The 13,917-nt window shown below is 58.8% G+C and carries 11 protein-coding genes; 5 read left to right on the forward strand and 6 right to left on the reverse strand.

Annotated elements, in window-relative coordinates:
* Nucleotides 1-156: 156 nt before the first annotated feature.
* On the forward strand, nucleotides 157-675 hold the full coding sequence (locus tag D0B32_RS28195) for a low affinity iron permease family protein (protein WP_117337610.1): 519 nt from the start codon (nucleotides 157-159) through the stop codon (nucleotides 673-675).
* Between the two features lie 458 nt (nucleotides 676-1,133).
* On the opposite strand, the gene D0B32_RS28200 is transcribed toward D0B32_RS28195, so the two are convergent.
* Complete coding sequence (locus D0B32_RS28200; RefSeq protein ID WP_117337611.1) at nucleotides 1,134-1,595, reverse strand: PRC-barrel domain-containing protein; 462 nt, start codon at nucleotides 1,593-1,595, stop codon at nucleotides 1,134-1,136.
* A 133-nt stretch (nucleotides 1,596-1,728) separates the two neighbouring features.
* Nucleotides 1,729-2,076, reverse strand: a complete 348-nt coding sequence (locus tag D0B32_RS28205; protein WP_117337612.1) for a response regulator — start codon at nucleotides 2,074-2,076, stop codon at nucleotides 1,729-1,731.
* A 575-nt stretch (nucleotides 2,077-2,651) separates the two neighbouring features.
* On the opposite strand from D0B32_RS28205, the gene D0B32_RS28210 reads away from it, so the two are divergent.
* Nucleotides 2,652-4,985, forward strand: a complete 2,334-nt coding sequence (locus tag D0B32_RS28210) for an FdhF/YdeP family oxidoreductase (RefSeq protein WP_117337613.1) — start codon at nucleotides 2,652-2,654, stop codon at nucleotides 4,983-4,985.
* The gene (locus D0B32_RS28215; RefSeq protein WP_117337614.1) at nucleotides 4,982-6,232 is read left to right on the forward strand and encodes a phosphatidylserine decarboxylase family protein; all 1,251 of its coding nucleotides are present in this window, start codon (nucleotides 4,982-4,984) and stop codon (nucleotides 6,230-6,232) included. The genes D0B32_RS28210 and D0B32_RS28215 overlap by 4 nt, the downstream gene beginning before the upstream one ends.
* Before the next feature lie 112 nt (nucleotides 6,233-6,344).
* On the opposite strand, the gene D0B32_RS28220 is transcribed toward D0B32_RS28215, so the two are convergent.
* Complete coding sequence (locus D0B32_RS28220) at nucleotides 6,345-7,481, reverse strand: glutathione-independent formaldehyde dehydrogenase (RefSeq protein ID WP_117337615.1); 1,137 nt, start codon at nucleotides 7,479-7,481, stop codon at nucleotides 6,345-6,347.
* Nucleotides 7,482-7,707: 226 nt separating this feature from the next.
* On the opposite strand from D0B32_RS28220, the gene D0B32_RS28225 reads away from it, so the two are divergent.
* Nucleotides 7,708-8,610 carry an SDR family oxidoreductase gene (locus tag D0B32_RS28225; protein WP_117337616.1) on the forward strand — a complete coding sequence of 301 codons (903 nt, stop codon included), beginning with the start codon at nucleotides 7,708-7,710 and terminating at the stop codon, nucleotides 8,608-8,610.
* A 72-nt stretch (nucleotides 8,611-8,682) separates the two neighbouring features.
* Here the strand turns inward: D0B32_RS28225 and D0B32_RS28230 are convergent, their stop codons facing one another.
* Nucleotides 8,683-10,419, reverse strand: coding sequence for an ATP-binding protein (locus D0B32_RS28230; protein ID WP_259295191.1), 1,737 nt, complete (start codon nucleotides 10,417-10,419; stop codon nucleotides 8,683-8,685).
* Nucleotides 10,420-10,704: 285 nt separating this feature from the next.
* On the opposite strand from D0B32_RS28230, the gene D0B32_RS28235 reads away from it, so the two are divergent.
* Entirely contained in the window at nucleotides 10,705-11,532 is an 828-nt protein-coding gene (locus D0B32_RS28235; RefSeq protein WP_117337618.1) for a CHAD domain-containing protein, read from the forward strand.
* Between the two features lie 114 nt (nucleotides 11,533-11,646).
* Here the strand turns inward: D0B32_RS28235 and D0B32_RS28240 are convergent, their stop codons facing one another.
* Both D0B32_RS28240 and D0B32_RS28245 read right to left on the reverse strand, forming a co-directional pair.
* Nucleotides 11,647-12,321 (reverse strand): UdgX family uracil-DNA binding protein, encoded by a 675-nt coding sequence (locus tag D0B32_RS28240; protein WP_117337619.1) that lies wholly within the window; start codon nucleotides 12,319-12,321, stop codon nucleotides 11,647-11,649.
* Nucleotides 12,322-12,363: 42 nt separating this feature from the next.
* Complete coding sequence (locus tag D0B32_RS28245; protein ID WP_117337620.1) at nucleotides 12,364-13,812, reverse strand: dihydrolipoyl dehydrogenase; 1,449 nt, start codon at nucleotides 13,810-13,812, stop codon at nucleotides 12,364-12,366.
* Nucleotides 13,813-13,917: the final 105 nt, after the last annotated feature.

Below are 13,917 nucleotides of genomic sequence, written 5' to 3' on the forward strand. Positions count from 1 at the left end.
CAAGCCACCCATTTTATTGTACCCCTCGATACGAGCACAAAGTGGACAGAAGTTTCCGTGACGGCGCCTGTTTTCGAGTCAGTATGTCTCACTACTAGAGTTGGCGACGGCACGTTTATTGCGCGTGTCGGTTCACTCTTCTGTGAAACCGCCCCGATGAAAAATCCTTCCGCTAATCCAGCTTCGACTGACGAACTCAATACCATTCCAGACACTTCGAGCCCGGCATATGCCAGCGAGCACCCGATTACGCAGCTGTTCGATAAATTTGCCAGTCTCGTAACGCGATGGGCGGGGTCTCCCCTCGCTTTCTGTCTGGCGGTAGCGACCGTAGCGGCATGGGTGGTTACCGGGCCAATTTTTCATTACTCAGATGGGTGGCAACTCATCATCAACACAGGAACAACGATTGTTACGTTTTTGATGGTATTTCTAATTCAACAGAGTCAGAACAAGGACAGCGTTGCATTACACATGAAACTGAATGAGTTACTCGCATCTCACCGGACGGCCGACAACAACCTCATCGGAATCGAGGATGCGTCGGAAGAAGAGCTGAGGCGACTGGCTGCCGCATACTTGCGGCTATCGACGAAGAGTCCGAGTGAAGATGACCTCCGTCAGAAGACGGCCGACCTGCGAGCTTGCCAGCAGCCGGAAAAGGAAGCGAGGTAGAAGTTTCGCGGACTTGTCTGTTTCTGTAGTCGACCCTCTAGAGGGTCGACGATATACCATTGCGCATAAAAGCGATCAGCTGCCGGCCGGGGCCATCGTATCGGAGGCACTCTTGGCTTTTCGAGCATGGTGGCTACTGCTTTTTGGCATCGGCGCGGTTGAACTTTTCGACGTCATTGCTGCTCCGGGTGCCCCGGTGTTGTCCGGAGTGCTTCCCCCTCCGCCGTGACCACCGTTGCCGGCGCCGCCTGCCCCTGCACCACCTGTTCCGCCGCCTGCCCCGGCGCCACCGTTACCACTCCCGCCGCCGTTGCCACCGGCTGCGAATGTGGAGCCTGCGAATGCCATGAGCATGGCGAGGCACGCTACCGATTTCTTCATTGATTTCATGACTGTCTCCCTGTAACCGTTGAATTCGGGTCGAGCCGAAGTGACTGCTTGACCCAGCACTGAATTGACTACATGTTCGTCATCTGTGTGCCCACCGGGTCGATGGCGGGAGCCCAATACGGGTCGCGATTGTAATAACGATGGAGTTCCGAACCCCAGTTGACGTCTGCCATCGAGGGCCAATGATCCTTGTCAAAGCCAGGCTCATCCTTGATCTTTTGTGCGCTTATATCGACTCGGAAGCATTTCTCGTCAGTGTCGAGCGTCAAGGCGTTCCATGGGATTGCGTGGAGGGTGGTGCCCATTCCCAAGAAACCGCCCTCTGACAACACGGCATACCCAATCCTTCCGCTGCGAACGTCCAGCATGATGTCGGATATCTTGCCGACGTGTTCGCCGTCTGAAGACATCACCTTCGTTCCGTCGAGCGTAGCCGCCGTCATCACTTCGGGACCCGGGCCTTCGCCTGCTCCGCTGCCGACTATCTGGGCGCCGCCGGCCGTGTGTCCCTGCGGGTTGAGTGTAGACATGATGTCCTCCTTCGAATGTGTGTAGACCGAATCGCCGCAACGGCCGTGCCCACAAGCTCGCTGCACCTACTGGCAGCGAATCGGCACGCTCAAGTAGCATGCACTGTTGCTCGGCATCGCGGAGATGATGAAGTCAAGGAGGCTGGAGGTGGCGCAAAACTTCGAGCAGCGTAGTTGCCGAAAACGGCTTGCGAAGAAATGTATGAATGGGTAGCTCTGGTCGTGAAGAGGCGGCAGATGTCATCACAACCGGTATGCTCGATAGCACAGGAATTGCCAATAGCAGGCGAACAAAAGTTTCGCCGTCCATCGTCGGCATCGTAACGTCAGAAACGATAATGTCGGGCCTTTCACGTTCGACCTCAGCCAGCGCTTCCTCACCATTGGTCGCCGCATGTACCTTGTAGCCATCACCGCTTATGAGCGCCTCTAGCGCCTGGCGCAAATTTTGGTCGTCCTCAACAAGCAGTATTAGCGTCATGTTCCGTCTCCGTTGCTATCACTGGTCGCAACGGGTATTCCCACCACATGTGGGTGAGTTTTATGCATCTTGCGATGGCACCGAAAAATTCGACTGCCGAAGTACCGCTCGACGTCAATGGTCATCCGAACGCGTTGCGCGACGCCGTCAGCGAATTCATCGCCACGTAAGGCGGTAAATGGGAGGTACGCGTGCAATTCGCCACGGACATCGAAAAGATGCCGGTTGAGGATGCATCAGTGGAGTGGCCCGAAGAAGGCAGCGCTTACCTGACGGTCGCGCGCACTCGCGTGGCGCCTCAGCCGGCATGGACCGAAGCGCGCGTGGCTGCCATAGACGACGGCATGACGTTTAGTCCATGGCATGGGCTGGCTGCGCATCGACCCATAGGGGGCGTTATGCCAGCACGCAAGCCTGCTTATGAGATGTCGTCGGAATTCCGGGGGCGCGTCAACGGCTGCCCGGTGCGCGGATAGCACCGCGTATGGGTCCGTTTGTTGCGGGTCCGGTGATCGTCACGCCATGTGACTCGACCTCGAGCCTTGGGCGCGTCAATCGCGCGAGGAGCAAATGGCATGAGTACGGACACCGCAATCAAGGAATATCGCAATCCGGCCGGAGGCTGGGGCTCAGTGAAAGCGGTTGCAGGAATCCTGATTCAGGAACACGTCGCGCTGCATGGCAGCGCGATCCTCTCACACCAGAACAAGCCTGACGGTTTCGCTTGCGTAAGTTGTTCGTGGGCCAAACCGGCTGATCCGCATCTGTTCGAGTTTTGCGAAAACGGCGCGAAGGCCACGGCGTGGGAAATTACCAGCAAGCATATCGATCCGGAATTTTTTGCCCGACATACGCTGGCTGAACTCGAGTCATGGAGCGGTCTGGAGCTCGAATCATCGGGACGCCTCACCGCGCCGATGCGCTGGGATGCCGTCTCGGACCGTTACGTGCAAACAAGCTGGGATGAGGCGTTTGCCGGCATTGCGAAGGAATTACGCGCCATGGACCTTGACCAGGCCATCTTTTATGCGTCCGGTCGAGCCTCACTCGAGACCTCCTACATGTATCAGCTGCTTGCCCGCATGTACGGTACGAACAATCTGCCGGATAGCTCGAACATGTGCCATGAGAGCACGTCGGTTGCGTTGCCAAAAACGATTGGGTCGCCAGTCGGCACGGTGACCCTGGAGGATTTCGAACTCACGGACTGCATGTTCTTCTTCGGTCACAACACCGGTACGAATGCCCCGAGGATGCTCCATCAGTTGCAGGAAGCGCGCAAACGTGGCGTTCAGATCATTACGTTCAATCCGATCAAGGAACGAGGGCTGGTCAGTTTTGCTAATCCACAGTCGCCGCTTGAAATGCTGACGCCGGGCGAGACCCGCATCAGTACGCAATATCATCAGGTGAAGATTGGCGGCGACGAGGCAGCGGTGTCGGGTCTTTGCAAGCTTCTGATCGAATGGGACGACGCAGCGCAGCGTGACGGAGCCGCGCGGGTGCTCGATGCAGCGTTTATCGCCGAGCACACGGAAGGTTTCGAACGGTTCGCTGCCGCGATGCGGGTCATGACGTGGACCGAGATCGAGATGCGCTCGCAGCTCACGCGTGAAGCGCTGACTGCCGCTGCCACTGAATATGCAAAAGCGCGATCAGTGATGGTGCTGTACGGCATGGGCATCACACAGCATCGGAACGGCGTGCAGAACGTGCAGATGCTGTCCAACCTGCTACTCCTGCGCGGAAACATCGGCAAGCCTGGCGCAGGTATCTGCCCGATTCGCGGCCACTCGAACGTACAGGGCCAGCGGACGGTTGGCATTACCGAGAAACCCGAACTCGCGCCGCTCGACACACTAAAGAAGCTCTATGGGTTCGAACCTCCCCGGAACAAAGGCATGAGCACCGTGGAAGCCTGCCAGGGTGTGCTCGATGGCAAGGTGAAAGCGTTCATCGGACTGGGCGGCAATTTTCAGGTGGCCATCCCGGACCACCATGTGATGGACGATGCGTGGCGTTCGCTGCGGCTGACGGTGCAGATTGCCACGAAACTCAACCGCAGCCATCTGCTGCATGGCGAAGTGGCGTACCTGTTGCCTTGCCTTGGGCGCATCGAAGTCGACGAGCAGGCAAGCGGCGAACAATGGGTGAGCGTCGAGGACAGCACGGCCTGCGTGCACGGTTCGCATGGTTACGCCGATCCCGCGAGCGAGCAGCTATTGTCTGAGCCGGCCATCGTGGCGGGTATCGCCAATGCATTGCTGCCGCACAACCCGCATGTGAACTGGAATGAATGGGTCGGCGACTACGCGAAGGTTCGTGACGCGATCGAACAGACGTATCCGGAGCAGTTCGTCGATTTCAACAAGCGATTTTGCGATCCCGGCGGATTTCACCGGCCGATACCGGCTGCGGAACGTAAGTGGAAAACTCCGAACGGCAAGGCGAATTTCGTTGTGCCCGACACGCTCGACGAAGATGCGGACATGCCATCAGGCGGCCCGGACGTGCTGCGGCTGATGACCACGCGCGGCGATAGTCAGTTCAACACCACCGTCTACACGCTGGATGACCGCTTCCGCGGTGTGCGCGGCACACGGGATATTCTGCTGATGCATCGCGATGACATGGCGATGCTCGAACTCGCGGAAGGGGACGAAGTGTGCGTGTCGACGGCATCTAATGACGACGTGGTACGTGAAGTGGACGGCATGCACGTGCACGCCTTCGACATTCCGACTGGCTGCATCATGGGCTATTACCCAGAGTGCAACCGGCTGATCCCGTTGTGGCATCACGCGAAGGACAGTCTGGTGCCTGCCTCGAAATCCGTTCCAGTGCGGTTGCGCAAGTCGGCGCCCGTAGATGTGCGGAAAGGTTCGGCTAACTCAAGAGGAAACACATGATAGATGGGACGAGCGCACCGCGTGCCGAGCGGCGGCGCCTGGGCGGCTGGCTTCCGCAGAGCGAAGCGCATATGGCACGTTACCGCACGGAGCTAGCGATCAAGGCGCGCGAGCGCGCCGCTCACTCGCCCCGTACGAGCCCAGTGGAGGAACTGGCGACGCTGATTCAAGGCGACCCGGTGCTACGCATGGATCTGACCAGAGCCATCACGCAGGCGCAGGAGGCGGGCTACGTCCTCGGCTATTCGTCTATCGACGAACTGATGGTCATCGTGGACTTTTTGATGACCTACGCGCCACCGTTCAGCGAGACCAGCCTGATCCATTGTCCGCTAAACGCTGTGCTCGACTGGCCGATGTGCATGCCGTCCGGATACGCATTGTTTCGTGATCGTGCGCTCAATGCGCAACTCAAGCGCGTGCTGAACTCCTGGTGTGGATTCCTGAGCGGACCCCACTCACGCGAACATCTGAGCACGTCCGCGCCCAACGGCTGGTTTAGCCCGGAGGCCGACAAAAGGATCGGGATGGGGCAGTTTCTCTGCGAGCCCGACAAGCCGCATTGGGGATTCGCCTCCTGGAACGACTTTTTTACGCGCCAGTTTCGCGCCGGCGCGAGACCCGTCGATGATCCGGGCAATCACAAGGTCATCGTCAGTCCGTGCGAAGCTGCACCGTACAACCTTCGTCACGACGTCCGACAGCACGATACGTTCTGGATCAAGTCCCAGCCGTATTCGCTACAGAATATGTTTGCGGCGGGGCAAACCGGACTGGCGAGCGCGTTCGTGGGTGGTTCTGTGTATCAGGCATTCCTGAGCGCCTTCAACTATCACCGCTGGCACGCGCCAGTAAGTGGTGTCATTTCAAAGGCGTACGCCGTCGACGGAAGTTATTACTCGGACGCGGAGGCCGAAGGTGAAGATCCCGGCGGCCTGAATGATTCACAGGGCTATATCACAGCAGTCGCCGCTCGAGCGGTAATTGTCATTGAGTGCGACGATACCTCAATCGGGCAGGTCGCCTGCTTGTTCGTTGGCATGGCGGACGTGTCGTCCTGCATGATTGAAGCGTTGCCCGGCCAGCATGTGAACAAGGGTGAGGAGCTGGGCTTCTTCCAGTATGGCGGATCGACGTGCTGCCTGGTTTTCCAGCCGGGCGTAGTCCGCGATTTCATTCCACGGCCGCCTTTTGACGACAAAGCTTCGCCCGTCAAGGTAAATCAGCGTATCGCCATAGCCCGTTGATCGCCCGTGGCAGCAGATCCTGCAACCTGCGACTCCTGCCGTTGCTCGATCTGCAAACTGCCTGAGTCAGCCAAAGGCCGCCGCACAATCAGCTGCGACGGCCTTTTAGCCGTCAGGCCGCAGGTTTCAGCACGACCTTGGTCCAGCCTTCTTCCCTCTCGTCGAAATGCTTATAGCCTTCAGCGGCTTTTTCCAGCGGCAGCTCGTGCGAGATGATCTGTGAAGGCCTGGCCTTGCCAGCAGCGATCAGGTCACGTAGTTTCCGGTTATATGCCTTGACGTTCGCCTGACCCGTTGCAATGTGCTGACCTTTCATCCATAGCTGCCCGAAATCAAGGGCAAGCTGTCCTTTCTTCGCGAGCGCGTCCTCGCTTTTCGGATCTTCGGCCACGAACACGCCCACCACGCCGATGCCACCGGTCGGACGCACGGCCTTGATGAGATTGTTCATGGTGAGGTTCGGTACTTCGTGGCCCTTGCAACTACATTGATAGCCTACGCATTCGCAGCCACGATCCGCGCCTTCACCGCCGGTCATTTCGAGTATCTGATCGGCCGATGAGCCATCGCTGTCGTCCACGGGAATCGCGCCCAGTTTCTCTGCGAGCTTGAGTCTGTCAGGATGACTGTCCACCACCATCACCTTGCTCGCACCCTTGATCGACGCGGATAACGCCGCCATCAAGCCGACCGGACCCGCACCGTAAATCACGACGCTATCGCCCGGTTCGACACCGGCCAGCACGGTCGCGTGGTAGCCGGTGGGAAAAATATCGGACAGCATCACGTAGTCGTTCTCTTTTTCTTCCGCGTCGGGCGGCAATACAAGGCAATTGAAGTCGCCAAACGGCACGCGGAGATACTCGGCCTGGCCGCCGCTATACGGACCCATGCCGGCGAATCCATAGGCTGCGCCAGCCATGCCCGGGTTTGCCGTCAGGCAGAAGCCAGTCAGACCGCGTTCGCAGTTCTGGCAGAATCCGCAGCCGATATTGAAGGGCAAGCACACGCGATCGCCTTTCTTGATGCGCTCCACGCCACCGCCCACTTCGACCACCACACCAAGATTCTCGTGACCCAGTATGCGGCCCGTCTCCATGTCGGTACGGCCTTCATACATGTGCAGGTCCGAGCCGCAGATGTTCGTGGTGGTGATCTTGACAAGAACATCAGTGGGGCGTTCGATCTTCGCGTCCGGCATTTCCTTGACGATGACTTTGCGTGGACCTTCATAAACCAGTGCTTTCATGCTGACCTCCTGGGTTTGCGGCGGGGGTGGAGCGATCCGTTGGGGCAACGGTCGTGCAGGAGATCGAGCAGCAGCCATGCCCGGTAGACGGGATATGGAAGGCACGTCGCTTGCGGCATCGAGAGGCGAGTTTCAGTCGCACGGCACCGCCCAATTAGACCTTGGAATCCCAGACCGCCTGAGTAATTCAGGCAGATGCTTACCCGTTAGATACGGAGTCGATGACATGCCTTCCACGCACAATCAGTTCACCATGCAGGATCCCACCACGCAGTATCCTCAACCCGACTTCGAGCGGCAGCCGCAACCCGCACCTGGACTCGCCAGTCAGATGACGCCTGAACCCGACCACGGCGAAACGAGCTACAAGGGATTCGGCCGGCTCGCCGGGCGGCGCGCGCTGATCACCGGCGCGGACAGCGGGATTGGACGTGCGGTAGCCATTGCTTTCGCGAGAGAAGGCGCTGACATTGCGCTGAACTATCTGCCAGGCGAGGAGACCGACACGCGGGCAGTCGTGAAGCTCATCGAAGAGGCAGGGCGTAAAGCGGTCGCCATTCCGGGTGACATTGGAGACGAGGCGTTTTGCCAGAAGCTGGTGGCTGAATCGGTCGAGCGGCTCGGTGGACTCGATATCCTCGTGAACGTTGCGGGCAAACAGACGTTCGTTGAGCATATTGCCGATCTGTCCACCGAACAACTGGAAGCGACGTTTCGAACCAACGTGTTTGCCATGTTCTGGCTATGCAAGGCGGCGCTGCCGCACCTGCCGCCAGGTGCCACCATCATCAACACGACGTCGATCCAGAGCTATCAACCAAGCCCTGGGCTGCTCGACTATGCGTCGACCAAGGCCGCGATCACCGCGTTCACGCATGCGTTTGCAAAACAGGTGATTGGCAAGGGCGTTCGTGTGAACGCCGTTGCGCCGGGTCCGGTGTGGACGCCGCTACAGCCGAGCGGCGGACAACCACAAGACAAGGTCGAAAAGTTCGGATCGGAGGCGCCGATGAAGCGGCCAGGCCAGCCTGCCGAACTCGCACCCATCTATGTTCTGCTTGCGTCGCAAGAATCCAGTTTTGTGACGGGCGAGGTGTATGGGGTGACGGGCGGCAACCATCTGCCGTGATGGCAACTTGCAGGAGCAGGCGGAGTACGGTCGTTGAAGTCGGGAACGTCGAGCGGTGGTTGTCTCGCGTCGTCAAACGATTCCACGGAGTCCGGCGTTCGTGCGGTTGCGGATGATGTGATGAAGTTTATCGAGCGACATCGGTTTGGTCAGGTGGTAGTCAAAACCGGCGGTCAGAGCCCGCGATTTATCGGACTCGGCTGCATATCCCGTCAACGCTACAAGTAAAACGTCGTCCAGACCCCTGTTGAGACGGACTGCATTCGCCACTTCAAATCCGTCGACGTCAGGCATACCGACATCAATGATTGCGACTTCCGGCCGTGTTTCGGTGATCAGGCGGATGGCGTCACGGCCATTGTCGATTGTGTTGACGCTATGCCCTTCAAGCTCCAGCAGAATGCCCAAGGCCATCAGCGCGTCCCGGTTGTCATCGACTAAAAGCAGACGAACAGAATCGGGCAACGCCTCTTTATTTGCAAACTGCGGTACATCTGACGTGGGGCTTTCCTTCAGAATCGGAAGCTTCAGCGTCACCTCCGTTCCAGTGCCCGGCCCGTCGCTGTGCAAGGAAATGGAGCCGCCATGCAGTTCCACCATGCGCCGGGCAACAGCGAGGCCAATACCCAGCCCACCTTCGGCTCTCCCCTTGTTACGGACGGATTGGGCAAAAAGTTCGAAGACATGGGGTTGCGCCGCCTGATCTATCCCTATTCCGTCATCTTTTACGCGAACTGTCACGACGCCGTGTTGGCGGGACTCCGGATCGGCTCCCACTTCCACGGTCATTTCTATGGTGCCACCCACTGGCGTATATTTCGCTGCGTTTGACAAAACGTTGCCCAAGACCTGACTCAAGCGGACATGATCGGCAAAGACACGAATGGGGGCATCCAGCCCCACAACCTTCAGCGTGTGGCGTCGTGAATCAAAATGATGTTTAACCGTCGTCACTGCGTCAAATGCGATGTCGTTGAGCGACGTGTCACTGTGCCGGATAGCAAGCTTGCCGTGCTTCAGGCGGGCGGCATCGAGGAGGTCATCCACCAGGGCGCGCAGATGCCGTACCTGTCGCTGCGCGACAGTCAGGACTTCGACGGCGGTGCTGTTCTCGGCACATAGTTTTTTCGCTGCACCGATGGCGCTATCGATGGGTGCCATCGGATTACGAAGTTCGTGGCCGAGCATGGCGATGAACTCACCATGCCGCTGGTCGCTGGCAATCCCGTTATCCCGATCGTTGACGATGGTCAACGCTGAACCTGCGAACACGGCCAGATTTGAAAGCATGCGAACATCTTCGCGATCAAACCGGCGCTCTGGCGTGTGGGACATGACCCATATCGCCCCCAGTTGCCTATCGTCATTCGTTATCGGAACCACCAGCCCTTCCGGGACATCGATACCCGGAAAGCGCAGGCATGGAAACTGGTCCTGCGGTTCGATAAACAGCCTTGGCTCGCCAGCTTGCAACGTGATGCTGCAGGGGCACGCGTCCCATGCGGTCACGTGGTCACGCAAGTCCGAGCAGAGTCCTGCTACGGCGAGCCATCTGAACTGACGGCTGTCTCCCACACTTTCGATGAGGCTGATCCCCGCGCTGCCAGCTTGGCAAATCAACAGTGCGGTTTGCGCAATTTCATCGAGCAGATTCGCCCGCGGACCCGTCTGGGCTCTGGCAAGCCGTACAAGCGCCGCGTTTTCCAACGCGTAGTCGGGCTCTCTCATCGCGCGAGATGAGAGCACGTCACTATCGTAGGGTGCGCGATTGCGTTCCATGACGGATGAACCAATACGTAGTCGAAACACCTGATCGCGCCTATCGGCCGACGGGGGCTAGCCGAGCAGTGCATTGGCTATCGACCAGAAGGGAGGTCGCTGAAACAGAAGGCTTAATCTCGGTATTTTGCCACGTTCAGCACGCCGAAACCGAACGCTTGTGCGCCCGTGTTGAAGTCTGGGTACTTTTTTCCGGCCGCGTCCGGAGCACTGCCGATTAGCGTCAGTGTTACCTATCGCTTCCCTGACATCAAGGCAAACAATAAGGGGCATTGGGAACTGCGCTTGCTACAACGGGTATGACAAGGAGATCGAATGAAACCCGAGAATAGTAGCGTGCCCGCCAGTGATACCGCAGAAGCGCATTTCACAACTTTTGCGACACCGTTGATTGAGGTGGCGGTCGCTCACGCCGCAGCGCTTCAGGAAAATGCGGACGCCGAGGTACTTCACAAACTTCGGGTCGCGCTTCGCCGCCTGAGATCACTTCTCTGGGCATATCGACCCTTGCTGGATAAGGCACTCGACGACCGTCAACGAAATCTGTTGAAGGGACTCGCGCAAGCGGCGGGGCAGACGCGCGATTGGGACATACTCATCGGCCTGCTTTGTGAGCTTGGAGACGACAAGGCTCCTCTAGATAAACTCCGCGCCGCGCGCGTCGAAGCCTCGAACAAGAGCCGGGCAATACTGTCGCACGCCGCTATCGGTTCGCAACTGGACGATGCGCTGAGAAGTGCTCAAGCTACGCTGGATATTTCGCGCCGAAACACATCGCTGAAGCAGTTCGCGAAGAAGCGTTTGCGTTCAGCTGAAAAGTCCCTGCGAAAACGCATGCGGCGCGCGTCCCATGGTTCGCGCTCCAATTACGAGGCATATCACGAAGTCCGGAAAGCCGGTAAGAAAATGCGATATCTGCTGGATTTCTTCGAGCCGATGCTGGCCCGCAAGCACCATAAGTCAGTGAAAAAACTGAAAAGAATCCAGAAACGATTTGGAGCGCTCAATGATGTCGTGGCCAGTGAAGGACTGCTCGCGGAAAATCGATCGTTGTTCGACAGGGAACGCGACGCCCGACAAGCGTTGAAGGCGTTGGAAAAGGAGCGTCGGCACAGGGTTCAAGCCGCTGCCAAGTTGCTTTAATGACATGATGGGCTCATCAATCTGCGGCCCGCTATAACGATTTCAATCTGCCGCGGCCGGATTGACTATGTCATGGCGACGGCAGGTCCGGTGGGCGTGTCGTAAAGATGTGACTTACGGCCGCTTCTTGCCCCGTGTGCTGCTGGTATTACTGCGCGCCGCGTCACCGGCCCTTCGCAAAGCGTCTACGATGTCCGCGTAGACGCGCTCTCTCGTGCTGGCATCGCGCGCACGCAATCCATACGAAGGATGCCAGGTCGCTATCACGACACGTCCATCCCGCTCAAATGTCTTGCCGAGCGCATCACTCAAACGAAGATTCTTGTCTGCGAGTAGCGCTTTCAATGCCGTTGCGCCCAGCGCGACCAGCACACGCGGCTGGACTTCGGCCAGTTCCCGCGCTAGCCAGTAATGGCATGCGTCTATCTCGCGCTGCGCAGGCGTCTTGTGCATGCGTCGTTTGCCGCGCGGCGTCCATTTGAAATGCTTGACTGCATTGGTGACATACACATCCTCTCGAGCGACATCGGCCTCCTCGAGTGCTGTGTCGAGCATCCGCCCAGCAGGGCCGACGAAAGGCTTGCCTTGCAAGTCCTCCTGATCGCCGGGTTGCTCGCCGACCATCATGATTGGGGCGTGTTTCGGTCCCAGGCCGCCTACTGGTTGCGTGGCATCATGCCAGAGGCTGCAGCGGCGACACGCTTCGAGCGTCACCGGTTCTTGAAGCGGAATGACTGTGGGCTTTTCGTCGCTGTCGCTTTCGGGAGGATCATGCTTGCGTGGTGACATATGGGTTCCTCGCGATCTCTTCGAAGCAACGGAGCAATAAGGCTAACAACCAACGGCGGTAGCCATATGAGGCGCGCTTGCACCACGCTTCGCATGCAGCTTGGCGCCGGCATCCCGGAGCGCGGTGCGCAGACCTTCTTCGACAACAGGATGATAGAAGGGCAACGCCAGCACTTCGTCGACGCAAAGGCTCAATTGCACGGCCCATGCCAGTAGATGGCCAAGGTGCTCGGCTTGTGGTCCGCATAGCTGAGCGCCAATCAGGCGGCCCGTGGATACCTCGGCGTACAGGCGCAACGCGCCGTGTGCCTGGCCCTCAATCCGGCTGCGACCCTGGTCTTCGAAGGAAACGAAGCCGGTCACGATGTCTTTTTCGTCCAAAGCACTGATAGGTGGCCCGATTGTCGCCACCTGCGGCTGACAAAACACCACGGAAAACGGCACTTTTCTTTTCACCCGTTCGACGTCGGGGAATCGCGCGGCGTTAGCGCCGGCGAGCTGTCCCTCATCGCTCGCGTCCTGTAGCCAGGGTCGCGAGCCGTCACAGTCACCAGCCACGAAGATGCTGCTGCTGCCGCATTGCATCGAGGCGGGATCGAAACATGGCGTGCCGTGATCGTCCATTTCGACGCCGGCGTGCTCCAGCAATAGCGGTTTCAGGGCCGGGCGCCGGCCAGTTGCGACGAGCACAGCATCGAACTGCTCGCGGCGGGTGAGGCCGTCGGTGGCGAGAAACCTGATGGTAGGGATACCGTCTTCAACCAACATATCCTGGATGGTGGTGTCCGGGTCGAAATAGAACTCGCTGGCCAGGCTTTTTTTCAGCGCATCACGAACGCTCTTATCGGTGATGCCTGCCACTTCTCCGTCTCGGCCAAATACTCGCACGTCGACGCCTAGGCGTGACAGCCCTTGCGCAAGTTCGAGCGCGAGTGGTCCTGCACCGAACACGGCGAGTCTGCGAGGCAGCGTTTCAATTTCGAAGATCGTGTCGCTCGTGAACAGACGCTCACCGAACACCTTGAACTCTGGAGGTACGTGAGGGGTAGCGCCTGTTGCGATCACGACGCTGCGGGCTTCGATCTGCCACGCGTCATCGATCATCAGACGATGGCTTTCACTCGCGCTCGCCGCGAAACGCGCGCGCCCGCGAAGCAGACATTCCTGCGGAAGTGAGGCGATTTCCTTCAGTACGCTGGCGACGAAGTGATCGCGTTCGCGCCGCACGAATTGCATGGCGAGCTGGCCGTCGACCTGCAGCCCAGCGGTTCCGTCTACACCTCGTGAACGTAGTTGCCGCGCGTCATAAACGCCGTTCGCCACGGCCAGCAGCAGTTTCGATGGCATACAGCCAACACGTGCGCAGGTCGTGCCGAACGCGCCTGCTTCAATCAATACCGCGCTTGCGCCGGCTTGTGTGGCGGTGTGCCACGCGGCCATGCCTGCGGTTCCCGCGCCGATCACGGCGACATCCACATGCTGTGTTCTCATTGTTCACTCCACGCGTTCGCGTCGCGCGCCACGCCCGGTTGATGCCGCAAAGAATGTGCCCGGCAGCAAACGGGTGGTCGTGAATCTCGTAGCTAGCGGGTAAGT

The sequence above is a fragment of the Paraburkholderia sp. DHOC27 genome, from assembly GCF_003429005.1.
Classification (GTDB): Bacteria; Pseudomonadota; Gammaproteobacteria; order Burkholderiales; family Burkholderiaceae; genus Paraburkholderia.

Bases quoted from the DNA above. Each gene is read 5' to 3' on its own strand.
- D0B32_RS28195 (WP_117337610.1), top strand. From the start codon at position 157: ATGAAAAATCCTTCCGCTAATCCAGCTTCGACTGACGAACTCAATACC.
- D0B32_RS28200 (WP_117337611.1), bottom strand. From the start codon at position 1,595: ATGTCTACACTCAACCCGCAGGGACACACGGCCGGCGGCGCCCAGATA.
- D0B32_RS28205 (WP_117337612.1), bottom strand. From the start codon at position 2,076: ATGACGCTAATACTGCTTGTTGAGGACGACCAAAATTTGCGCCAGGCG.
- D0B32_RS28210 (WP_117337613.1), top strand. From the start codon at position 2,652: ATGAGTACGGACACCGCAATCAAGGAATATCGCAATCCGGCCGGAGGC.
- D0B32_RS28215 (WP_117337614.1), top strand. From the start codon at position 4,982: ATGATAGATGGGACGAGCGCACCGCGTGCCGAGCGGCGGCGCCTGGGC.
- D0B32_RS28220 (WP_117337615.1), bottom strand. From the start codon at position 7,481: ATGAAAGCACTGGTTTATGAAGGTCCACGCAAAGTCATCGTCAAGGAA.
- D0B32_RS28225 (WP_117337616.1), top strand. From the start codon at position 7,708: ATGCCTTCCACGCACAATCAGTTCACCATGCAGGATCCCACCACGCAG.
- D0B32_RS28235 (WP_117337618.1), top strand. From the start codon at position 10,705: ATGAAACCCGAGAATAGTAGCGTGCCCGCCAGTGATACCGCAGAAGCG.
- D0B32_RS28240 (WP_117337619.1), bottom strand. From the start codon at position 12,321: ATGTCACCACGCAAGCATGATCCTCCCGAAAGCGACAGCGACGAAAAG.
- D0B32_RS28245 (WP_117337620.1), bottom strand. From the start codon at position 13,812: ATGAGAACACAGCATGTGGATGTCGCCGTGATCGGCGCGGGAACCGCA.